The following is a 20,687-nucleotide window of genomic DNA, read 5'->3' as shown; positions in this document are numbered from 1 at the left end:
CGACAGGTCGTGGCTGGATATCGCCCGCTGCGCCGGGGGTTGCTACGTTCCGTACCGGGATGCGGCCCGTCGTGGGCTGTTGTGTACGAGGGGGGCCCGGAATGGACGTCATGCGGGGCAAGCGGCGCAGACCCGTGGTCGTGGCGGCCGCGGCCGTCGTGCTGGCCGTGATGGTGACCGGGTGTCAGAAGGGCGGTTCCACGGACGCCGCGGCCGACGGGGCCGTCGAGCCGGGTGCGGTGGCCACGGCCACGGCGGAGCCCGCGGGCGACGGTGCCGACGACGGGGAGCCGACCGAGGACGAGACCCCGCAGCCGGTGGTGAAGCCCACGCCGAAGCCGGTGTCCAAGGGCACCAGGACCACCAAGCCGACGAAGAAGCCGGCCCCCGGCACGACGGCCACGGGCTGCGTCACCGAGCCGCCCACCCCCGAGGCCTACGACCCCGACGAGTTCGCGCTCTACCGCATCGAGGAGCTCCCCGCCGCCACCGGCAAGGTCAACCTCGTGCTGCAGCACGGCGCCTGGGGATGCGGCGAGCACGACACGGACGGCGCGCCGTTCGTGGTCAGCGGTGAGGAGTCCCGCTGGGCGCTCGACCAGGCCGCGTACGTCACGGCGACGGACCCGATCGTCGCGAGCACCGAGAACCAGCGGATCGGCGTGCAGGAGCTGATCGACTGGGTGAACGCGAACCCGGACTCCGGCCTCGTCTTCAAGTACCAGGTCGGCGACGACGGCGCCATCCACCGCCTGGACCAGGTCTTCGTGCCGTAACTCCGCCGGACGGGTGACAAAGAAACCTTCCGGCCGCGGAACCTCGCACGGCGGGTGCGCGAGGGGCGGTAGAGGTGCGGATGACCTTGGTCGTTCCTCACGAAACGAGACCCCTCGTGCGCCTTCGGCACACCCTCGCCGCCGCCTGCGGTGCCCTCGCCCTCACCGCCGCCCTGGCCTCGCCGGCCCACGCCGCCACCGGCGACTTCTCCTACCGCGTGGCCGGCCTGAACGGCGAGCCCCTCCACGTCACCCTGCACGACCCGGACAGCGACGAGTGCGTCACCCTCCCCGAGGTCGCGGACCCCTCGGCCTCCGAACCGGCCTTCGCCCCGCACAACGACACCGACGCGTACGCGAGGGTCTTCACCGAGCCCGGCTGCACCGGCGACGCCTGGACCCTCCGGCCCCACGGCCGCCCCGCCTCCGACCGCCTGAAGCTCCGCTCGGTCGTCTTCCTCCAGCCGTAACCGGCCCGAGCCCGGCGCGGTGCCCGGCCGTGGCCGGCCGTTATTCGTGCGCGGCCACGGCGGCGGCTCGTCTAACGTGCGCGCCATGAGTCCGTCACCACGCCTCGCGGCGATCACCCCCGCCAACGTCGACGCCGCCCTCGACCTGCGCGTTCACCCGCACCAGACCAAGAACGTCGCCCCCGTCGTCCGCTCCCTCGCCGAGGCGTACGCGTACGGGGAGACCGCCTGGCCGCGGCTGGTGTTCGACGGGGACGAGCTCGTCGGGTTCCTGATGGCCTTCGTCGACATCCAGTGGGACGCGGAGAAGGACCCGGACGACCGGCGCAGCGGACTGTGGCGGCTGAACATCGGCGCCGAATCGCAGGGCAAGGGGTACGGGCGGTTCGCCGTCGACGCCGTGCGGGAGGAGCTCGTGCGGCGCGGGGCGACCGAGATGTACGTGTGCTGGGAGCCCGGCGAGGACGGGCCCGGCGACTTCTACCGGCGGCTCGGGTTCGAGGAGACCGGCGAGACCGCCGGGGAGCAGGTCGTCGGCGTGCTGCAGATCGGCGGCTAGCGCGGCCGGGACGAGCGGGCCCCGCCGGTGCGGGGCCCGCTTCGCCGCGTCACGTCGCTGCGTCAGCCGGAGCAGCCGCCGCACTGGCACGGCCCGCCGGACTGGCAGCCGCAGCCGCAGCCCGAGCCGCACCCGCAGGCGCCGAGGACGGGCAGGAACTCCGCGTCGCGCGCGAGCGGAGTCTCCTGCTGGGGGTCGGTGATCGGAGCGGATTCGGCCATGGGGGTCCCTCCCTGAGAGGCGTACCTCGCCTCCCCCCATTGCATGCCCAGCCCCCAGGGCGCATCAACGGCGCACTGTTGTGCGAACCCCCGGCCCGAAAGGCCTACGCGCCCTCGACCGGCGCGTCCGCCTGCTGGAGGTCGTCGGCGTGCTCGCCCGTCACGAGGTACACCACGCGCTTGGCCACCGACACCGCGTGGTCGGCGAAGCGCTCGTAGTAGCGGCCGAGCAGCGTCACGTCCACGGCCGTCTCGATGCCGTGCGACCAGCGGTCGTCCATCAGGTGCTGGAAGAGCGTCCGGTGCAGCAGGTCCATCTCGTCGTCGTCCTGCTCCAGCTGGAGCGCCAGGTCGACGTCCTTCGTGATGATGACCTCCGCCGCCTTCGCCATCAGGCGCTGCGCCAGCTGCCCCATCTGCAGGATCGTCGCGTGCAGGTCGTTCGGCACCGCGCGGTCCGGGAAGCGCAGCCGGGCCAGCTTGGCCACGTGCTGGGCCAGGTCGCCGGAGCGCTCCAGGTCGGCGCTCATCCGCAGCGAGGTCACCACGATCCGCAGGTCCGTCGCCACCGGCTGCTGGCGGGCGAGCAGCGCTATCGCCCGCGCCTCCAGGTCGTGCTGGAGATCGTCGACCTTCTGGTCCGCGGCGATCACGCTCTCCGCGAGCTTCAGGTCGGCGTCCAGCATGGCCGTCGTGGCGCGTCCGATCGCCGACCCGACCAGGCGGGCCATCTCGACCAGGCCCTCGCCGATCGAGTCAAGTTCCTCGTGGTACGCGTCCCGCATCGATGTCCCTCTCTACGTTCTCTACGTTCCGGCTCTGGGCAAGACCGCTCCGGACAAGACCCCGGGTCCGGCTTCCGGCGTGGGACCGGTGACTCCCACGCTCCCACGTTCGGCCCCGTACGCGTCCGGTTCCACCCCCATGCGTGAACCACCCCTTTACCTCAGGTGAACTCTGGGCAACGCGGGCCACAGGGTCGACCAGGCCAAATGAACCCGCACCGTCCCCTCGGTGAACTCTGAGCGACGAGTGTTCGAGGAGCCACTCGGACGGCTGGGAGAGTGTCCGTCGGCCCGCATAACCTGGATGGCATGGACGTGAACGCGGCGGTCGCCGCATTGGCCGCTATCGCCGGCGTGTGCACCGGCGTGATCGCCATGCTGGCGTTCCGCTGGAGCGAACGCGACCACGCGCGACCCACTCGTACCTCCCTGCACACCGACGCCGTGCTCCCGCCCGGTGTCGACACCGTGCTCTCCGTGCTGCGCTCCTCCGCGGTCGTCCTCGACGAGAGCGACTCCGTGGTGAAGGCCAGCTCGGCGGCGTACGCCCTCGGCCTGGTCCGGGGCGGGAAGCTGGCCGTCGAGCCCATGCTCAACATGGCCCGCGACACCCGCCGCGACGGGGAGATACGGCAGGTCGAGCTCGACCTGCCGCGGCGCGGCACCGGACGCGGCGAGGCGCTCGCCGTCTCCGCCCGGGTCGCCCCGCTGGGCTCGCGGCTGGTGCTGCTGCTGGTGGAGGACCTGACCGAGGCACGCCGTATCGAAGCGGTACGGCGCGACTTCGTCGCCAACGTGAGTCACGAGCTCAAGACTCCCGTCGGCGCGCTGTCGCTGCTCTCCGAGGCCGTGATGGACGCCTCGGACGACCCCGAGGCGGTCACCCGCTTCGCGGGCCGGATGCAGATCGAGGCCACCCGCCTCACCAACCTCGTGCAGGAGCTCATCGACCTCTCCCGGGTGCAGAACGACGACCCGCTGGAGGACTCGGAGCCGGTCCGCGTGGAGGAGCTGGTCGCCGAGGCGATCGACCGCTCCCGGCACACCGCGTCCACGAAGCAGATCACCATGGCGTCGGGAGGCGCCTCCGACCTCTACGTCTGGGGCAGCCGCGGGCAGCTCGCCGCCGCCCTGGGCAACCTCGTCGAGAACGCCGTCAACTACTCGCCGGCCCACACGCGGGTGGGCATCGCCGCCCGCCGCGTCGCGGCCCCCGGCGGCGACCTGATCGAGATAGCCGTCACCGACCAGGGCATCGGCATCCCCGACAAGGACAAGGAGCGCATCTTCGAGCGCTTCTACCGCGTCGACCCCGCCCGCTCCCGTGCCACCGGCGGTACGGGTCTGGGCCTGGCCATCGTGAAGCACGTGGCCGCCTCGCACGGCGGGGAGGTCACGGTGTGGAGCACCGAGGGCCAGGGGTCCACCTTCACCCTGCGGCTGCCCGAGGCGGGCGCCGTACGGGACCGCCGGTCCTCCGAGCCCGCCTCGAACACCCCCGATCTCATGACCGAACCGCTCACCGCCCCGGAGGTCCTTCCGTGACCCGAGTGCTTGTCGTCGAGGATGAGGAATCCTTCAGCGACGCCCTGTCGTACATGCTCCGCAAGGAGGGCTTCGAGGTCGCCGTCGCGGCGACCGGGCCCGACGGCCTCGACGAGTTCGAGCGCAACGGAGCGGATCTCGTCCTCCTCGACCTCATGCTGCCGGGCCTGCCCGGTACGGAGGTGTGCCGGCAGCTGCGCGGCCGCTCCAACGTCCCGGTGATCATGGTGACCGCCAAGGACAGTGAGATCGACAAGGTCGTCGGCCTGGAGATAGGAGCCGACGACTACGTGACGAAGCCCTTCTCCTCGCGGGAGCTGGTCGCCCGCATCCGCGCGGTGCTGCGCCGCCGCGGCGAGCCGGAGGAGGTCACGCCCGCCGCCCTGGAGGCCGGCCCGGTCCGGATGGACGTCGACCGCCACGTGGTCACCGTCGCCGGCGGCAAGGTCGACCTGCCGCTCAAGGAGTTCGACCTCCTGGAGATGCTCCTGCGCAACGCGGGCCGCGTCCTCACCCGCATGCAGCTCATCGACCGGGTCTGGGGCGCGGACTACGTCGGCGACACGAAGACCCTCGACGTCCACGTGAAGCGCCTCCGCGCCAAGATCGAGCCCGACCCGGGCGCGCCGCGGTATCTGGTGACCGTGCGCGGCCTGGGCTACAAGTTCGAGCCGTAGGCCGCCGCCCTGCCTGTGCCACCGCCCGGCCTGTGCCGCCGCCCGGCCTGGACCGCCCGCCCGGCCCCTGACGCCGGACGGTGTCCGGCGCGGCGCGGCGTGGTGCGGCGCGGCGTGGCAGGGCCTCCGGGCCCCGGGATGCGTGAAGGGCGCCCCCTCCGAGGAGGGGGCGCCCTTCACCTGTCCACGGGGCTCAGTGGCCGGCGGCGTGGCTCGCCTCACCCGTCGGGGTGGCCGTGCCGGACGGGGTGGCCGTGCCCGAGGGGGTCGCGGTGCCCGACGGCGTGGTCGTGGCGGTGGCCGACGGCGCGGTGGCCGGGGGCTTCGGGAGCTCGGCGGGGCCGTACTCCTTGAAGTAGCTCTTCGCCGGGACGACGAACGCGCTCAGCGCCACGTCGCCGGTCTTGCTCAGCTTGAAGACGACCTTCTGCGCGTCGCCGTTCCTGGCCTCGCGCAGGCCGCCCTCGATCGTCGCGGTCGCGTTGCCCTGGCCGCCGATGACGACGGAGCCGCCGGCGGGGACGACGATCGGGCCGTCGCCCTCGGCCGCCTTGAGCTTCACGGTGCCGACGGTGCCCGGCAGGGTGATCGAGTCGATGGTCTGGCGCGTCCGGCCGTTGTTGAAGACGGTGGCGGAGACGACGGCGGGGCCCACCACGCCCGGGTCGGGCTGGGTGATCACGAGGGCGTTCTGGATCTTGACGTCGTCCACGGTGACGGCGGCGTTGTCCGGACGGATCTCGAGCGTCTGCGCGTCGTTGCCCGCACCACAGGCGGACAGGGCGGCGATCGAGATCACGACGGCGGTGGCGGCGAGGGCGCCGCGTCGAAGGCTGCGGCTCACGGCGGCGGCAACTCCTAGGACGTACGGGCAGGCTAAGGAACGGCTAAAGGTGTGTCAGCGCGCTTAGGTTACCGAGCCGCACTCTCCGTCCCGCACCCGACCCGCCCCTCCGCGCCCGCCCGCCACGCGGGCGGCTCCGCGGTCCGGCGCCGAGAACGCGCCGACATGGCCGGATCACGTCCCATTGACCCGCCGTTCACATAAGCGCCGTGATCAATTCGGCTGCCGCCCGCGCATTCCGCCGTCCGCGCCATTCGGGAATCTCCGGTGATCAATTCCCGAATCCGCCCGGACGGGTGGTCGATCCTCGAACGGAGTACGTGAAGCAGGTCACGCCGAACCGGTCAAACCGGGACATCGAACCCCTCGCGCACCCCTCGCGACAGCTGTAACGTGGGTGTTTCTCTGCGTCCGCGCAGCCGCTCCCACCTGCGAATACCGCCTTCCGGAAGCCCTCCGCAGCACGCGAGCGACACACTTGTCAAGCCCCGAGATATGCCCTGACCTGCGAAAACGCCATTCAGAAGAAGCCGTATCCGTGTTACTCTGGATAGCCACGGAAGGGGTACCTGTCACATGACGTTCAAGGTTGGCGACACCGTGGTCTATCCCCATCACGGGGCCGCGCTGATCGAGGCCATCGAAACTCGCCAGATCAAAGGCGTGGACAAGACCTACTTGGTGCTCAAGGTCGCGCAGGGCGACCTGACGGTTCGTGTGCCGGCGGACAATGCGGAGTTCGTCGGTGTTCGCGACGTGGTCGGTCAGGATGGGCTGGACCGGGTCTTCGAGGTGCTGCGCGCGCCGTACGCCGAGGAGCCGACGAACTGGTCCCGTCGCTACAAGGCAAATCTGGAAAAGCTCGCCTCGGGCGACGTCATCAAGGTCGCCGAAGTGGTGCGCGACCTGTGGCGCCGCGAGCGCGAGCGCGGACTCTCCGCCGGTGAGAAGCGCATGCTCGCCAAGGCCCGCCAGATCCTGGTGAGCGAGCTGGCCCTCGCGGAGAACACGAACGAGGACAAGGCCGAGGCCCTCCTCGACGAGGTGCTCGCGTCCTGACGCCGGTCGTCTGACGACTGGCCGCACGCCATGCCCAGCACATGCCGCGGTGCCCGCTGACATGCTGTGAATCCCACCGATTCCACAGCGCCGTCGCCGGGCACTGCGGCATGTTCGTCTCTCTTTTCCGACCCCCCTCGACCCCTGTCGTTCCTGGCACGGCGACGCCCCGACCGTCGTCACGGAAGGGTCCGGTCGAGGCGTCGCCAGCAGCTTGCTGACGCCATACCCACGTCGCCCGCGGAAACAAACCTGCCGGAGTGCAACCGATGACAGACGAAGCGCGTCTCACACGAACCGCCGTGGTGATCCCCGCGGCCGGCCGGGGCGTCCGCCTCGGCCCGGGCGCCCCCAAGGCGCTGCGCGCGCTGAACGGCACCCCCATGCTCATCCACGCCGTCCGGGCGATGGCCGCCTCCCGCGCCGTCTCCCTCGTCGTCGTGGTCGCACCCCCCGACGGGGCCGCCGAAGTGAAGAACCTCCTCGACGCCCACGCCCTGCCCGAGCGCACCGACTACGTCGTCGTCCCCGGCGGCGACACGCGCCAGGAGTCCGTGCGGCTCGGCCTGGACGCCGTACCGGAGGGCGTCACCACCGTCCTCGTGCACGACGCCGCCCGGCCCCTCGTGCCCGTCGACACCGTCGACGCCGTCATCGAGGCCGTACGGGACGGGGCCGTCGCCGTCGTCCCCGCGCTGCCCGTCGCCGACACCGTCAAGGAGGTCGAGCCGGCCGAGCGGCCGGGCGCCGTCGAACAGGTCGTCGCCACCCCGGTCCGCGCCCGCCTCCGCGCCGTACAGACCCCCCAGGGCTTCGACCGCGACACGCTGGTCAACGCCCACGCGACCGTCGCCCTCACCGGCGAGGGCGCCACCGACGACGCCGGCATGGTCGAGAAGCTCGGCGCGCCCGTGGTCGTCGTGCCCGGCCACGAGGAGGCCTTCAAGGTGACCCGCCCCCTCGACCTCGTCCTCGCCGAGGCCGTACTCGCCCGCAGGAGGGCCAACGATGGCTTCTGACAGCCGCCCCCAGGCCCCCGTACTGCCCCGCACCGGCATCGGCACCGACGTCCACGCCTTCGAGAAGGGCCGCGAGCTGTGGTGCGCCGGCCTCCTCTGGGACGCCTCCGAGAGCGACGGCTACGGCCTCGCCGGGCACTCCGACGGCGACGTCGCCGCCCACGCCGCCTGTGACGCGCTCTTCTCCGCCGCCGGCATCGGCGACCTCGGCGCCCACTTCGGCACCTCGCGCCCCGAGTGGTCCGGCGCCTCCGGCGTCACCCTGCTCGCCGAGGCCGCCCGGATCGTGCGCGCCGAGGGCTACGAGATCGGCAACATCGCCGTCCAGGTCGTCGGCGTGCGCCCCAAGGTCGGCAAGCGCCGCGACGAGGCCCAGAAGGCGCTCAGCGAGGCGGCCGGCGCTCCGGTCTCCGTCTCCGGCACCACCACCGACGGGCTCGGGCTGACCGGCCGCGCCGAGGGCCTGGCCGCGCTCGCGACCGCGCTCGTCTATCCCGTAACGGCCCCTTAGGGGCACAACCCCCCGAAAAAGTCGCCCCGTGACCGGGAACAGGTCGCGGGGCACTGCCCCCCGACCACTACCCTGGAGTGGTGACCATTCGCCTGTACGACACCAGCGCCCGGCAGATCCGTGACTTCACCCCGATCAAGCCGGGCTGTGTCTCGATCTACCTGTGTGGCGCGACCGTGCAGGCCGCCCCGCACATCGGGCACATCCGATCGGGCCTGAACTTCGACATCATGCGCCGCTGGTTCGAATACCGCGGCTACGACGTCACGTTCATCCGCAACGTCACCGACATCGACGACAAGATCATCAAGAAGGGTGCCGAACAGGGCCGCCCCTGGTGGTCCATCGGCTACGAGAACGAGCGCGCCTTCAACGACGGCTACGACGCCCTCGGTTGCCTGCCGCCCACCTACGAGCCGCGCGCCACCGGCCATGTGACCGAGATGGTCGAGATGATGCGCGGTCTCATCGAGCGCGGTCACGCCTACGAGGCCGACGGCAGCGTCTACTTCGACGTGCGCTCCTTCCCGGGCTACCTGGAGCTGTCCAACCAGGACATCGACGACCTGCGCCAGCCCGACGAGGGCGTCTCCGGCAAGCGGGACCCGCGCGACTTCGCCATGTGGAAGGCGCCCAAGCCGGGCGAGCCCGACTGGGAGACCCCCTGGGGCCGCGGCCGTCCGGGCTGGCACCTGGAGTGCTCGGCGATGGCCCACAAGTACCTGGGCTCCGCCTTCGACATCCACGGCGGCGGCCTCGACCTGATCTTCCCGCACCACGAGAACGAGATCGCCCAGGCCAAGGCCTTCGGCGACGAGTTCGCCCACTACTGGGTGCACAACGCCTGGGTCACCATGAGCGGCGAGAAGATGTCGAAGTCGCTCGGCAACTCGGTGCTCGTCTCCGAGATGGTGAAGAACTGGCGCCCCATCGTGCTGCGTTACTACCTGGGCACCCCGCACTACCGCTCGATGATCGAGTACAGCGAGGAGTCCCTGCGCGAGGCCGAGGCGGCGTTCGCCCGCATCGAGGGCTTCGTGCAGCGCGCCACCGAGAAGGCCGGGGCGCCCGTCGCCCCCGCCGCCGAGGTGCCGCCGGCCTTCGCGGAGGCCATGGACGACGACCTGGGCGTGCCGCACGCGCTGGCGATCATCCACACCACCGTCCGCCAGGGCAACAGCGCCCTGGCCGCCGACGACAAGGACGAGGCGATCGCCCGCCTCGCCGAGGTGCGCGCCATGCTCGGCGTCCTCGGTCTGGACCCGCTCGACCCCCACTGGGCCGAGGAGACCGACCGGGGCGAGGAGCTCCACGGCGTCGTCGACACCCTCGTACGGCTCGTGCTCCAGCAGCGCGAGTCCGCCCGCGAGCGCAAGGACTGGGCGACCGCGGACGCCATCCGCGACCAGCTGAACCAGTCGGGCCTCGCCATCGAGGACAGCCCCGACGGCCCCCGCTGGACGCTGGGCAACCGCTAGAGAACTGATGAGTGTGCCGTCCGGGCCTCCGGGCGGCACACTTCACTTACAGACTTCATACGCACGCAGGTAGAGGAAACAGGTAGCAGTCATGGCCGGGAACAGCCAGCGCAGGGGACGTCGCACGTCCAACAAGAAGGGCGCGACGGTCGGCAGCGGTGGCCAGCGACGCAAGGGCCTCGAAGGCAAGGGCCCCACGCCCAAGGCCGAGAACCGCAAGGGCCACAAGGCGTACCGCGTCTCCAACGCGATGGCCCGGAACGCGGCCAAGCGCAAGCCCGTCGCCCGCCGCGGCGGCAAGGGCCAGTCGGAGATGGTCGTCGGCCGCAACCCGGTCTTCGAGGCGCTGCGCGACGGCGTGCCCGCCACCACGCTCTACGTCCAGCAGTTCATCGACAACGACGAGCGCGTGCGCGAGGCCCTGAACCTCGCCACCGGCCGCGGCAACATCAACATCATGGAGGCGCCGCGCCCCGAGCTGGACCGGATGACCAACGGGCTCAACCACCAGGGCCTCGTCCTCCAGGTCCCGCCGTACGAGTACGCGCACCCCGAGGACCTCGCCGAGGCGGCCTACGACGACCACGAGGACCCGCTGATCGTCGCCCTCGACGGCGTCACCGACCCGCGCAACCTCGGCGCCGTCGTCCGCTCCGTCTCCGCCTTCGGCGGTCACGGCGTGGTCGTGCCCGAGCGCCGTGCCGCCGGCATGACCGCGGGCGCCTGGAAGACCTCGGCCGGCACCGCCGCCCGCACCCCGGTGGCCCGCGCCACCAACCTCACCCGCTGCCTGGAGCAGTACCAGAAGGCCGGCCTCACCGTCGTCGGGCTGTCGGCGGACGGCGACACCGAGGTGCACGAGCTGGAGGCGCTCTCCGGCCCGGTCGTCATCGTCGTCGGCTCCGAGGGCAAGGGTCTGTCCCGCCTGGTCGGCGAGACCTGCGACTTCCTGGTCCGCATCCCGATGCCGGGCGGCGCCGAGTCGCTGAACGCCGGTGTCGCGGCCGGTGTGGTGCTCTACGAGGCGGCCCGCCGCCGGATGGGCTGACCCCACCGCCGGACGGCCTGACCCGCCTCCCCCGTACGGGCTGACCCGTACGGGGGACGCGTACCGGCCGTGATCTTGACGGGCCTCGGACATTTGGAGCCCGTCAAGGCAGTGTCCTAACCGCGCATCACTCGGTTAGATGAGTGTGGACACCAGAACGCCCCGGCCGGGGTTCGACGATCAGCCCGCGCTGAGCATGGTCAAAGTGGATTCCGATCCCGCCCAGGTGATCGTGAACCACGCCAGCTTCCGTGTGCGGCTCGCGCCGGCCCAGCAGCCGAAGTTCGCCGCGAACCCGCGGATCGCCGCGCTCGCCGGAGCCGCCGCCGGTGCCGGCGCGGCGGGGGCCGGCGCGACCACCGCCCGCCGCAGGCCCGTCGTGTGGAGCGGGAAGTCCTCGCCCGGCGCCACCGGCCTCCTCCAGGCGGTCCGCGAGTCGTCGGCACCGGGCGGCGTCTCCACCCTGGAGCCGACCACCCAGACCATCCCGCGCATCGACGACACGATGCCCACCCCCGTCGTGCCCGCCGGGCCGCCCGCCCCGCTGCTGCCGCCGATGCGGCGCGCCGAGGGGGCCTACGACGAGCTGTACGAGCTCGCGCCCGAGACGCCCGGCGAGGGACCCGACCCGCAGGCCCGCGGCGCCCACCGGCCCGGCGCGGCGTGGAACTCGGCCGCTGCCGCGGCCGGGGTCCGGCACGCCTACTACCCCGGCCGCCGGATGAACCTCGGCGTGGTGCTGCTGCCGCTGCGGGTGTTCCTCGGCTTCATCTCCATCTACGCGGGCATGGGCAAGCTCTGCGACCCCGTCTACTTCGACGGCGGCGAGCGCGGCTCCATGGTGAAGTGGCTGCACTCGCTGCACCCGTGGGCGCTGGCCGAGCCGCTGCGCGACTTCGCCCTCCAGCACCCGGTGGGCGCGGGCCTCACCGTCGCCTTCCTCCAGGTCGTCGTCGGCGTCCTCACCGTCCTCGGCCTGTGGCAGCGGGTCGCCGCCGTGGTCGGCGCGCTGCTCTCGGCCGCGCTGATCCTGACGGTCAGCTGGAAGACCGTGCCGGTCTACGACGCGCCCGACATCATCTTCCTGGCCGCCTGGTCGCCGCTGATCATCGCGGGCGCCCCGGTGTACTCGATCGACGGACGACTGGCCGGCGAGGCCTGGCGCACCCTCGGCCCGCGCTCGGAGCTGTGGGACCTGCGCCGCCGGGTGCTGCGCCGCGGCACGGTCGTCGCGACCGTGGTCGTCGGACTCACCCTGCTCGTCGGCTCGATCCTCGGCGGGGCGGTGCGGTCCACGGAGATGGTCACCGTGCCCGGACCGAACGACGACCCGGTCAACCACCTGCCCGGCGAGCCGCTGCCGAAGGAGCCGGGCGCGACCGGCCCGTCCCGCAAGGCCCCGAAGAGCCCGAAGCCCACGGCGACGACCGGGGCGAGCGGCGAGCGCGACAAGGACGAGGAGGCCGGCCCGACGGAGTCGGCGAAGGAGACCCGCCGCAGCGAGCGCCGCAGCCCGACGGCGACGCAGGGCAGCGGCACCCGCACCCCGAGCCAGTCGCGTACGTCGTCGCCCTCCTCGTCCACCTCCGACTCGACCTCGGGCGGCACCAGCGGCAGCCCGACGAGCGGCAGCGGCGGCGGCTCGTCGGACGGCGGCTCGACGTCCGGCGGCGCGCGCAACCCGATCGGCGGCCTGCTGGGCTGAGCGGCCGGAGAGGGAACGGAAGGGCCCCGGGTGTCAGCGGACACCCGGGGCCCTTCGGCGTACGTACGGCGATCCCCCTCTTGGCCAGGGGGACGCCGAGCTCCTCCGCATCGACGTCCCCGCCTTCCTCAAGGCCGCCGAGGGCGCCTTACCCGCCTGGACCCGCGCCCTCCGGAACGTCCGCCACACCGTCGTCCTCGCGGGCTCCGCGCCGGCCCTGACCGCCGCCGCGCCGATCTGACCCGAGGCCGGCAGGGACGGCCGGCACCTCCCGTACGTCCAGCGCCTCCCGCACCTCGCGTACGTCCCGCAGCTCGCGTACGTCCCGCACCTCCTGTACGTCCCGCAGCTCCCGTACGTACGCCGAAGGGGCGGCGCCCACGTGATCGTGGCGCCGCCCCTTCCGCCTACGCGCGGTCCGGTGGACCTCAAGCCTGCGAAGCGAGCTCCTTGGCCGCCTCGGTCAGGTCCTTCGCGGTGTCGATGGCCCGCCAGTACGCCCCGTGCGGCAGCGGGAAGCCCGCCAGGTTCCGCTCCCGGGCCAGCCGCGGGAACGTGGTGCGCTCATGGTCGCCGCGATCCGGCAGCAGCTCGGTGAAGGCCGGGGAGAAGACGTACACGCCCGCGTTGATGAGGTACGGGGACGGCGGCGCCTCGATGAAGTCGGTGATGTGCCCGAAGGCGTCGGTCTCGACCGCACCCCACGGGATCCGCGGCCGGGCCAGCGCCAGCGTGGCCGTCGCGTCCCGCTCGACGTGAAACTCGGCCATCTCACGCAGCGAGAAGCGGGTCCAGATGTCGCCGTTGGTCGCGTACCAGGGCTGCCCGGGCTCGGGCAGGTGCGCCGCCGCGTACTTGAGGCCGCCACCGCGGCCCAGCGGCTCCGACTCGACGACCGTGGTGACCTTGAGCGGCAGGTCGGCCGAGCCCAGCCACTCCTGCAGCACCTCGGCGAGGTGGCCGCAGGAGACGACGGCGTCCGTGACTCCCTCGGCGGCGAGCCAGGACAGCTGATGGCCGATGATCGGGGTCCCGGTGCCCGGGATCTCGACCATCGGCTTGGGGCGGTCGTCGGTGTACGGGCGCAGCCGTGAACCCTGGCCGCCCGCCAGGATCACGGCCTGCGTCGGGGAGGTGTGCATACCGGGAACGATATGCCGTGCGCGGCGGGCCTACCGGGTTCGGCTCAGCTGGCGTGCAGGACGCCGTACGCGAACGAGGTGTCGCAGACCGGGCGGGAGAAGGACTGGGCGCGGGTCGGACCGAAGCGGTCGACGGCGGCGGCGCCGAGGGCGCGGGCGATCGACATGCAGTGCTTGGCGAGCGACGGCCGGTTCTCCACCTCGCGCTGGAGGTGGGTGAGGGCGACGCCGGGGTCCTTCTCCTGAAGCTCTGCGAGGAGCTGGTCGCGGAGAATATCCTGCGGAGCACGGGACTTGGCCCGGGTGGAGACGTCCGTCGACGAGGCGGTCGACGCGGTCAGCATCTGGGTCCCGGAGCCCTGGCCGGCCCACGGAACGGCGGACACCGCGAGCGTTCCGGAGAGCACCAGGACGACGGGCAGGACGAGGGCGAGAGAGCGGCCGATTCGGCGGGCAGTGTGCGTCACGCAGGCGAGCGTAGCGGCCGGTAGTGATATGGCGACATTTAGTCACTCTCGCGGGGGATGGTTCGAGGCGGCTTTTCGAATCCCGTGTTGACGCGGGCGGAGGGGCGCCGGGTCGAATGCCCAGTTCTGCCGGGGTTTTCGCCGAGTCGGGGATTCATGCCCTCCCGTACGCGAACGGCCCCGCCCCCGCAAGCGGGACCGGGACCGTTCGGCACGGGCGGGGATCCTGGCACGGACGTCGAGGACGCCGGGCCGTCAGGGACCCCTGCCCGTAAGGGACTTCAGGCGGCCGTCGGGCAGGCCGTTCAGTCGGAGAGGCGCTCGCCGGTGGAGGTCGAGAAGACGTGCAGCTCGGCCGAGCGCGGCACCACGTGCAGCGTGGAGCCCTTGGCCGGGACCTCGCGGCCGCCCACGCGGACCACGATGTCCTTGTCCTCGCCGCCGACCCGGGTGGAGCCGTACACGAAGCCGTCGGAGCCGAGCTCCTCGACCACGTTCACGGTCACGGCCAGGCCGTCCTTGCTCGTCGGGCCGGACACGTCGAAGTGCTCGGGGCGGACGCCGACCGTCACGGTGCGGTCGCCCTTGTCGGCCGCGGCGGCGATGGCCTCGCGGGAGACCGGGACGACGCTCTCGCCGAACTTCACGCCGCCGTCGGTGATCGGGACCTCGATCAGGTTCATGGCGGGGGAGCCGATGAAGCCGGCGACGAAGAGGTTGGCGGGCTTGTCGTACATGTTGCGCGGGGTGTCGACCTGCTGGAGCAGACCGTCCTTGAGGACCGCGACCCGGTCGCCCATGGTGAGGGCCTCGGTCTGGTCGTGCGTCACGTACACGGTGGTGATGCCGAGCCGGCGCTGCAGGCTCGCGATCTGCGTACGGGTCGAGACACGGAGCTTCGCGTCGAGGTTCGACAGCGGCTCGTCCATGAGGAAGACCTGCGGCTCACGCACGATGGCGCGGCCCATGGCGACGCGCTGGCGCTGACCGCCGGAGAGCGCCTTCGGCTTGCGGTCCAGGTACTCGGTGAGGTCGAGGATCTTCGCGGCCTCTTCGACCTTGGCCCGGATCTCGCTCTTGTTGACGCCGGCGATCTTGAGCGCGAAGCCCATGTTGTCGGCGACGGTCATGTGCGGGTACAGCGCGTAGTTCTGGAACACCATCGCGATGTCCCGGTCCTTCGGCGGCAGGTGCGTGACGTCGCGGTCGCCGATGCGGATGGCGCCGGAGGTGACGTCCTCCAGACCGGCCAGCATGCGCAGCGAGGTCGACTTGCCACAGCCGGAGGGGCCGACGAGAACGAGGAACTCGCCGTCGGCGATCTCGATCTCCAGCTCGTTGACGGAGGGCTTTTCGGCGCCGGGGTAGACCAGGGTCGCCTTGTCGTAGGTGACGGAAGCCATGGTGATGTGTCCCTTCACCGGCAGGAACGTGCCGGACGATCCGAGTAAAGGAAGGATGTGGTGTAGTCCACCTGGGTGAACTTCGGGTGACGGTACCTGGCTGTGTCCGATCTGTCAGCAGGTGGAGGGGGAGAGATTTTCGATTTGGTGCGCTCGGCCGGAGGCAGAGCGAATGACTTTTGACCTTGCGCGCGCGGCAGAGCGACAGCCTTGTGGCCCTGCCCCACACGCGGCGCTTTTCCTGCTTCATCGCCCACTGCCAATTCCGTACGGTCCTGAGAACCGCACCGAACCGGTCTCACACGAGCTCCACAGACGTTCCGGCCGACGGCCCGTCGGCCCGTGACACATGTCCTTCGCCCTGCCAGGTCCCGCGTCACCGTCAACCGCACCGGCACCTGCCCCGGCTCTGGATCAGTTGCTCGGCCTGGTCGGGGGAGGGGTAGAAGCGGTAGCGGTAGACACGCTGCTGCGTGCCTGCCTCCTTCGCGCGGCGTTGCATGGGGATCGCTGCACGCCCCTCGTGCTTGCGGCGGGCGGCGATGCCCAGCGCCTCGCGCTTCACACGCTTGGCGTCGGCGCCGACAACCCGCGCCGGCCCCTGCTCCGACGACTCCGTCATCACCCCTCCCCACCCCTGCTGTCCGATAGTCGGAACGACACTCCAGTCCGGTCAACGAACGTGTGGTCGGGTGGTTACGGAGGTCTTGAAGTTCTTCGATGGTGGTTCGCGGCGCTGTGTAAAGTGGTGGAGCCTGCGCGCGGAAGTGGTGCGGGCCACGCCGCCTTAGCTCAGTTGGCAGAGCGCTCCACTTGTAATGGAACGGTCGTCGGTTCGATTCCGACAGGCGGCTCGTCGATCAGGTGTCCCGGACCCATCAGGGTCCGGGACACTTGTGCGTTACGGGGCGTGTGCGAAGGGTGTTTCCGGGGAGGGGTGCGGCGGATGAGCCGGCGTTCCAGTGGGTTGATCGCGGCCTGGGCCGAGGCGCAGCGGGTGGCGCAGCGGGAGCGGGAGGGGCAGCAGCAGGCGGTGCTGCGGCAGCGGCGGGACGCCGAGCGGGAGCAGCGGGCGCACGAGCGGGACGTGGCGCGGATGCACCGGGAGCAGCGGGCGGAGTACCGGCGGCACCGGGACGCGGACGCGTTGCGGCGGACGCGGGAGCTGGACGAGCGGGTGGCGGTTCTGGAGGGGCTGCTGGTGGCGGGCTGCCGGAGCCGGCCGCTGTCGGTGGAGGGGCTGCGGCAGCCGGAGGAGGTGGCGCCGTTCGCGCCGGGCCCGCTGGCGGAGCCGGTGCCGATGCCGGACCAGCGCTTCTATCAGGACCGGGCGCGGTTCGAGCGGGACTGGTACGCGGCGCAGGCGGCGGAGGCCCGGCGGGTCGAGCAGCTGGCGGCGTACCGGCGGCAGTACGACGAGTGGGCGGCGGCGCGGCTCGCCGAGATCCGGGCCCACAACAGCGGGATCGCGGGCACGGAGACGGCGTTGCGGGCCGGTGAGCCGGAGACGGTGGTCGAGTACTTCACGGCGGTCCTGTACGCGTCGACGGCGTGGCCCGAGGGTTTTCCGCGGCAGGTGTCGGCGGCGTACGACCGGGTGTCCCGCGGTCTGGTCCTGGAGTGGGACCTGCCGGCCTACGACGTGGTGCCGGCCGCGAAGGGGATCAAGTACCTGCCGAGCACGGACCAGGAGAAGGAGGTTCCGCGGCCGGTGTCGCAGCGGCGGGCGCTGTACCGGGAGGTGCTGGCGCAGAGTGTGCTGCTGGCGCTGCGGGAGCTGTTCGCCGCGGACCGTCTCGGTGCGTTGGACCGGGTGACGCTCAACGGCTTCGTCGAGGGCGTCGATCCGGCGACGGGGGTGGCGGGCCGGGTGTGCGTGGCGGCCGTGGCGGTCGAGCGGCGGACTTTCGGCGAGCTGAACCTGGAGCTGGTGAGTCCGCTGGAGTGTCTGACGGGGGCGTTGTCGGGGCGTCTGTCGGCGAAGCCTGACGAGCGGGTGGCGGTGCAGCCGCTGCTGCTGCCGGAGCAGGTGGGTTCGGGTGTGGTGTCGCAGGGGGACGGGGCCGAGCCGGATCTGCTGGCGATGGACCCGATCGCCTTCGAGGGTCTGGTGGCCGAGCTGTTCCGGGCGCGGGGGCTGCAGGCGGTGACGACGCAGCGGTCCAACGACGGCGGGGTGGACGTGGAGGCGTTGGATCCGGATCCGATCAGCGGTGGTTCGATCATCGTGCAGGTGAAGCGCTACCGGAACACGGTGCCGCCGAGCGCGGTGCGGGACCTGTTCGGGACGGTGCAGGGGGCCGGGGCGAACAAGGGGGTGCTGGTGACGACGTCGGGCTTCGGCCCCGGCTCGTACACCTTCGCCAACGGCAAGCCGCTGACGTTGATCTCGGGTCCGGAGCTGGTGGAGCTGCTGCATCAGCACGGGTTGCGGGGGCGGCTCGGCCCGGGGGAGGCGGCGCCGACGCCGACGCTGGTGGAGCCGGTGCGGGCGCCGGCCGAGGCGGACGACGGCTTCAACCTGCTGGGCATGGGGTGGTCGGGGTCGGTGGCGCTGGACGTGTGCGCGCTGGTGTGCGCGGGGAGCCGGGTGCTGGCGGACGAGTGGTTCGTCTTCTTCAACAACCCGGCGACACCGGACGGTTCGGTGGCGATGGTGACGGCTCCGGCCGGTGACAAGGCGGCGGTACGGGTCGGCTTCGACGCGCTGCCGGCGCGGGCGGACCGGCTGGTCCTGGTGGCGGCGATCGACCCGGAGGTGAATCCGGACGCCGACCTGGCGGGCTTCGCCGACGCGGGGATCGTGCTGCGCGACGACGCGGGGGCGGAGCTGGACCGTCTGGAGGTGTCGGACGGGCGGCCGGGGGAGACGGCGCTGGTGCTGGGTTCGTTCCGGCGGCGGGCGAGCGGGGACTGGGACTTCGTGCTGGGCGGGAAGGGGTATCGGGGCGGGTTGGCGGAGTTGGTGGGGGACTTCGGGATCGAGGTGGAGTAGGGGGGAGGGGGAGAGGGGGACGGGAGGGAGAGAGGGGGAGCGGGGTGAGAGGGGGCCCGGCCCGGCTTCCCGGCCCGGCTTCCCGGCCCCGTCCCTTCTTCCCCGTCCCTCCTTCCGCTTCCCCACCCCCCCCGGGAGGTCCGTGCTCAGCGGCCGCTCAGGCGGTTGGCGAGGACGGCGATGCGGTCCGTGGTGGCGGTGTGGGAGGTCGTTTCGCGGCGGTCGGCGCCGCGGAAGGCGGCGTACATGGTCTGGACGCCGATCCAGCGCAGCGGTTCCGGTTCCCACTTGCGGACGCGGTGGTTCACCCAGGGCAGGGCGGTGAGGTCCGTCGGGCCGGACTGGCCGGAGTCCTGCTGGATGAGGTCGCGCAGGGTGCGGGCGGCGAGGTTGGTGGTGGCGACGCCGGAGCCGACGTAGCCGCCGGCCCAGCCGAGGCCGGTGGAGCGGTCGAGGGTGACGGTGGCGCACCAGTCGCGGGGGACGCCGAGGACGCCGGACCAGGCGTGGGCGATGCCGACGCCGGCGAGCTGGGGGAAGAAGCGGACGAGGATGTCGCGGAGCGCCTCGACGGTCTGCGGCTGGGTGCGGCCGTCGTTGTCGGTCTTCGAGCCGTAGCGGTAGGGGACGCCGCGGCCGCCGAGCGCGATGCGTCCGTCGGCGGTGCGCTGGGCGTACATGTAGGCGTGGGCCATGTCGCCGAGGGTCTCCAGGCCGTTCCATCCGATGGATTCCCACTGGGCGTCGGTGAGCGGCTCGGTGGCGATCATGGAGGAGTTCATGGGCAGCCAGGTGCGGCGCTGTCCGGCGAGGGAGGCGGTGAAGCCCTCGGTGCAGCGCAGGACGTACGGGGCGCGGACGGTGCCGTACGGGGTGACGGCGTGCTTGGGCCGGATCTCCGTCACAGGGGTGGACTCGTGGATGGTGACGCCGAGTGCCTCGACGGCGTCGGCGAGGCCCTTGACGAGCTTGACGGGGTGGAGGCGGGCGCCGTGGGGGGTCCAGCTGGAGCCGACGGCGCCGGCGACGCGGAGGCGTTCGGCGGTCTCGCGGGCGCCGTACAGTTCGCGGTCCTTCTCGCCGAAGGCGATCTCGACGGCGTGGAAGTCCTTGAGGCGGGCGAGTTGGGCGGGGGAGGTGGCGACTTCCAGGACGCCGCCGCGGTGGATGTCGGCGTCGATGCCTTCGGCGGCGCAGACGTCGATGACCTCGGTGACGGTGTCGTTCATGGCGTGCTGGAGGCGTACGGCGGCCTCGTGGCCGTGCAGCTTGGCGTAGCGGTCGCGGCCGGCGATGCCGTTGTAGAGCCAGCCGCCGTTGCGGCCGGAGGCGCCGTAGCCGCAGAAGGAGGCTTCGAGGACGGTGATGTTGAGGAAGGGGACGGCCTTCTTGAGGTAGTAGGCGGTCCAGAGTCCGGTGTAGCCGCCGCCGACGATGCAGACGTCGGCGGTCGTGTCGCCGGGCAGCGGTTCGCGGGGGGCGGGGGCGCCCTCCTGCGCGTACCAGAACGAGATGCCGCCGTTGATCGTGCTCATGTCTATCCCTCTTCCGGGTCGTGCGCGGGAGGTTACCGGGGGCGTCGGTGCTGTGGATACGGGTGTTGCGGCGCGGTCGTGGCGGGGGCGGGGCGAGTGGCTCCGGGGGTACGGATTTCGTCGCGTGGGCCGGGGGTCGGGAGGGCGGCGGGCGGGCTGTCGGCGCGGCGGTTGTCGGCGGCGGGCGGTGTGCGGAGCGGGGGCGGGGGCGTGCGGGCCGCGGCGCGCGGGGACGGTTTTCGTCGATCAGCGGTGAGGCCCCCAGTGAGGTCCGCGGTGAGGCCCGCGATGAGGTCCGCGGTGGGTCGCCGCGCGCGGGAGGTTGGCGGCGGGGTGGTGGCCTCGGACCCGGGCCAGGGCCAGGGTGCTCGCTGAGCGCGCGGTGGTGGGCGGGTGGCGGCGGGGGAACGGCCCGTTGGGCGGCGGCGCGGCGGCATTTGCGGAGGTG

21 protein-coding genes and 1 tRNA gene are annotated in these 20,687 nt (G+C 72.1%); 13 read left to right on the top strand and 9 right to left on the bottom strand.

Features of this window, described 5'->3' with window-relative positions:
* Nucleotides 1–101 precede the first annotated feature (101 nt).
* From ACIGXE_RS30520 to ACIGXE_RS30510, 3 genes are all read left to right on the top strand, one after another.
* On the top strand, nt 102–776 hold the full coding sequence (locus ACIGXE_RS30520) for a hypothetical protein (RefSeq protein WP_399752321.1): 675 nt from the start codon (nt 102–104) through the stop codon (nt 774–776).
* A gap of 116 nt (nt 777–892) precedes the next feature.
* A complete protein-coding gene (locus ACIGXE_RS30515) occupies nt 893–1,246 on the top strand; it encodes a hypothetical protein (protein WP_399752319.1) in 354 nt (117 codons plus the stop codon).
* An 85-nt stretch (nt 1,247–1,331) separates the two neighbouring features.
* On the top strand, nt 1,332–1,805 hold the full coding sequence (locus ACIGXE_RS30510; protein ID WP_399752318.1) for a GNAT family N-acetyltransferase: 474 nt from the start codon (nt 1,332–1,334) through the stop codon (nt 1,803–1,805).
* A 62-nt stretch (nt 1,806–1,867) separates the two neighbouring features.
* Here ACIGXE_RS30510 and ACIGXE_RS30505 read toward each other — a convergent pair whose 3' ends face one another.
* Both ACIGXE_RS30505 and phoU read right to left on the bottom strand, forming a co-directional pair.
* On the bottom strand, nt 1,868–2,026 hold the full coding sequence (locus ACIGXE_RS30505; protein WP_399752316.1) for a hypothetical protein: 159 nt from the start codon (nt 2,024–2,026) through the stop codon (nt 1,868–1,870).
* 104 nt (nt 2,027–2,130) lie between these two features.
* Entirely contained in the window at nt 2,131–2,811 is a 681-nt protein-coding gene (gene phoU, locus ACIGXE_RS30500; RefSeq protein ID WP_399752314.1) for a phosphate signaling complex protein PhoU, read from the bottom strand.
* Nucleotides 2,812–3,120: 309 nt separating this feature from the next.
* Between phoU and ACIGXE_RS30495 the strand changes: the two genes are divergently transcribed.
* Both ACIGXE_RS30495 and ACIGXE_RS30490 read left to right on the top strand, forming a co-directional pair.
* The gene (locus ACIGXE_RS30495) at nt 3,121–4,356 is read left to right on the top strand and encodes a sensor histidine kinase (RefSeq protein WP_399752313.1); all 1,236 of its coding nucleotides are present in this window, start codon (nt 3,121–3,123) and stop codon (nt 4,354–4,356) included.
* On the top strand, nt 4,353–5,033 hold the full coding sequence (locus ACIGXE_RS30490; RefSeq protein WP_015035162.1) for a response regulator transcription factor: 681 nt from the start codon (nt 4,353–4,355) through the stop codon (nt 5,031–5,033). The genes ACIGXE_RS30495 and ACIGXE_RS30490 overlap by 4 nt, the downstream gene beginning before the upstream one ends.
* Nucleotides 5,034–5,226: 193 nt before the next feature.
* On the opposite strand, the gene ACIGXE_RS30485 is transcribed toward ACIGXE_RS30490, so the two are convergent.
* On the bottom strand, nt 5,227–5,877 hold the full coding sequence (locus ACIGXE_RS30485; protein WP_399752309.1) for a DUF461 domain-containing protein: 651 nt from the start codon (nt 5,875–5,877) through the stop codon (nt 5,227–5,229).
* Nucleotides 5,878–6,453: 576 nt separating this feature from the next.
* Between ACIGXE_RS30485 and ACIGXE_RS30480 the strand changes: the two genes are divergently transcribed.
* The 6 genes from ACIGXE_RS30480 (at nt 6,454) to ACIGXE_RS30455 (ending at nt 12,697) form a co-directional block, all read left to right on the top strand.
* Entirely contained in the window at nt 6,454–6,936 is a 483-nt protein-coding gene (locus tag ACIGXE_RS30480) for a CarD family transcriptional regulator (RefSeq protein WP_003953493.1), read from the top strand.
* Between the two features lie 269 nt (nt 6,937–7,205).
* On the top strand, nt 7,206–7,955 hold the full coding sequence (gene ispD, locus ACIGXE_RS30475; RefSeq protein ID WP_399752307.1) for a 2-C-methyl-D-erythritol 4-phosphate cytidylyltransferase: 750 nt from the start codon (nt 7,206–7,208) through the stop codon (nt 7,953–7,955).
* Nucleotides 7,945–8,466 (top strand): 2-C-methyl-D-erythritol 2,4-cyclodiphosphate synthase, encoded by a 522-nt coding sequence (gene ispF / locus ACIGXE_RS30470; protein WP_399752306.1) that lies wholly within the window; start codon nt 7,945–7,947, stop codon nt 8,464–8,466. The genes ispD and ispF overlap by 11 nt, the downstream gene beginning before the upstream one ends.
* An 80-nt stretch (nt 8,467–8,546) precedes the next feature.
* Nucleotides 8,547–9,944: a cysteine--tRNA ligase gene (gene cysS, locus ACIGXE_RS30465; protein ID WP_399752304.1), complete on the top strand. Its 1,398-nt coding sequence runs from the start codon at nt 8,547–8,549 to the stop codon at nt 9,942–9,944.
* Between the two features lie 91 nt (nt 9,945–10,035).
* Nucleotides 10,036–10,992, top strand: coding sequence for a 23S rRNA (guanosine(2251)-2'-O)-methyltransferase RlmB (gene rlmB, locus ACIGXE_RS30460; protein WP_265867366.1), 957 nt, complete (start codon nt 10,036–10,038; stop codon nt 10,990–10,992).
* A gap of 139 nt (nt 10,993–11,131) precedes the next feature.
* Nucleotides 11,132–12,697: a DoxX family membrane protein gene (locus ACIGXE_RS30455; protein WP_399752302.1), complete on the top strand. Its 1,566-nt coding sequence runs from the start codon at nt 11,132–11,134 to the stop codon at nt 12,695–12,697.
* Between the two features lie 148 nt (nt 12,698–12,845).
* On the opposite strand, the gene ACIGXE_RS30450 is transcribed toward ACIGXE_RS30455, so the two are convergent.
* The 5 genes from ACIGXE_RS30450 to ACIGXE_RS30430 all read right to left on the bottom strand — a co-directional run bounded on the left by ACIGXE_RS30450 (nt 12,846) and on the right by ACIGXE_RS30430 (nt 16,331).
* Complete coding sequence (locus ACIGXE_RS30450) at nt 12,846–13,079, bottom strand: hypothetical protein (RefSeq protein WP_399752300.1); 234 nt, start codon at nt 13,077–13,079, stop codon at nt 12,846–12,848.
* A gap of 46 nt (nt 13,080–13,125) precedes the next feature.
* Complete coding sequence (locus ACIGXE_RS30445; protein ID WP_399752298.1) at nt 13,126–13,839, bottom strand: NDP-sugar synthase; 714 nt, start codon at nt 13,837–13,839, stop codon at nt 13,126–13,128.
* A 44-nt stretch (nt 13,840–13,883) separates the two neighbouring features.
* Nucleotides 13,884–14,306, bottom strand: a complete 423-nt coding sequence (locus ACIGXE_RS30440) for a hypothetical protein (protein ID WP_399752296.1) — start codon at nt 14,304–14,306, stop codon at nt 13,884–13,886.
* A 305-nt stretch (nt 14,307–14,611) separates the two neighbouring features.
* Nucleotides 14,612–15,709: an ABC transporter ATP-binding protein gene (locus tag ACIGXE_RS30435; protein WP_399752295.1), complete on the bottom strand. Its 1,098-nt coding sequence runs from the start codon at nt 15,707–15,709 to the stop codon at nt 14,612–14,614.
* A 382-nt stretch (nt 15,710–16,091) separates the two neighbouring features.
* On the bottom strand, nt 16,092–16,331 hold the full coding sequence (locus ACIGXE_RS30430) for a helix-turn-helix domain-containing protein (protein ID WP_399752293.1): 240 nt from the start codon (nt 16,329–16,331) through the stop codon (nt 16,092–16,094).
* 159 nt (nt 16,332–16,490) lie between these two features.
* Here ACIGXE_RS30430 and ACIGXE_RS30425 point away from each other — a divergent pair.
* Together ACIGXE_RS30425 and ACIGXE_RS30420 are read left to right on the top strand one after the other, a co-directional pair.
* A tRNA-Thr gene (locus tag ACIGXE_RS30425) sits at nt 16,491–16,563 on the top strand.
* A gap of 92 nt (nt 16,564–16,655) precedes the next feature.
* Entirely contained in the window at nt 16,656–18,704 is a 2,049-nt protein-coding gene (locus tag ACIGXE_RS30420; RefSeq protein WP_399752290.1) for a restriction endonuclease, read from the top strand.
* 146 nt (nt 18,705–18,850) lie between these two features.
* On the opposite strand, the gene ACIGXE_RS30415 is transcribed toward ACIGXE_RS30420, so the two are convergent.
* On the bottom strand, nt 18,851–20,239 hold the full coding sequence (locus ACIGXE_RS30415; protein ID WP_399752288.1) for an NAD(P)/FAD-dependent oxidoreductase: 1,389 nt from the start codon (nt 20,237–20,239) through the stop codon (nt 18,851–18,853).
* Nucleotides 20,240–20,687: the final 448 nt, after the last annotated feature.

This window comes from Streptomyces sp. NPDC053431, assembly GCF_044544925.1.
GTDB lineage: Bacteria > Actinomycetota > Actinomycetes > Streptomycetales > Streptomycetaceae > Streptomyces.
The sequence above is the reverse complement of the archived record's forward strand: the minus strand, read 5'-3'. Positions and strand labels throughout refer to the sequence as shown.

Coding starts and splice junctions, on each gene's coding strand:
- ACIGXE_RS30520 (WP_399752321.1), top strand. CDS start 102: ATGGACGTCATGCGGGGCAAGCGGCGCAGACCCGTGGTCGTGGCGGCC.
- ACIGXE_RS30510 (WP_399752318.1), top strand. CDS start 1,332: ATGAGTCCGTCACCACGCCTCGCGGCGATCACCCCCGCCAACGTCGAC.
- ACIGXE_RS30505 (WP_399752316.1), bottom strand. CDS start 2,026: ATGGCCGAATCCGCTCCGATCACCGACCCCCAGCAGGAGACTCCGCTC.
- phoU (WP_399752314.1), bottom strand. CDS start 2,811: ATGCGGGACGCGTACCACGAGGAACTTGACTCGATCGGCGAGGGCCTG.
- ACIGXE_RS30495 (WP_399752313.1), top strand. CDS start 3,121: ATGGACGTGAACGCGGCGGTCGCCGCATTGGCCGCTATCGCCGGCGTG.
- ACIGXE_RS30480 (WP_003953493.1), top strand. CDS start 6,454: ATGACGTTCAAGGTTGGCGACACCGTGGTCTATCCCCATCACGGGGCC.
- ispD (WP_399752307.1), top strand. CDS start 7,206: ATGACAGACGAAGCGCGTCTCACACGAACCGCCGTGGTGATCCCCGCG.
- ispF (WP_399752306.1), top strand. CDS start 7,945: ATGGCTTCTGACAGCCGCCCCCAGGCCCCCGTACTGCCCCGCACCGGC.
- rlmB (WP_265867366.1), top strand. CDS start 10,036: ATGGCCGGGAACAGCCAGCGCAGGGGACGTCGCACGTCCAACAAGAAG.
- ACIGXE_RS30455 (WP_399752302.1), top strand. CDS start 11,132: ATGAGTGTGGACACCAGAACGCCCCGGCCGGGGTTCGACGATCAGCCC.
- ACIGXE_RS30445 (WP_399752298.1), bottom strand. CDS start 13,839: ATGCACACCTCCCCGACGCAGGCCGTGATCCTGGCGGGCGGCCAGGGT.
- ACIGXE_RS30435 (WP_399752295.1), bottom strand. CDS start 15,709: ATGGCTTCCGTCACCTACGACAAGGCGACCCTGGTCTACCCCGGCGCC.
- ACIGXE_RS30430 (WP_399752293.1), bottom strand. CDS start 16,331: ATGACGGAGTCGTCGGAGCAGGGGCCGGCGCGGGTTGTCGGCGCCGAC.
- ACIGXE_RS30420 (WP_399752290.1), top strand. CDS start 16,656: ATGAGCCGGCGTTCCAGTGGGTTGATCGCGGCCTGGGCCGAGGCGCAG.
- ACIGXE_RS30415 (WP_399752288.1), bottom strand. CDS start 20,239: ATGAGCACGATCAACGGCGGCATCTCGTTCTGGTACGCGCAGGAGGGC.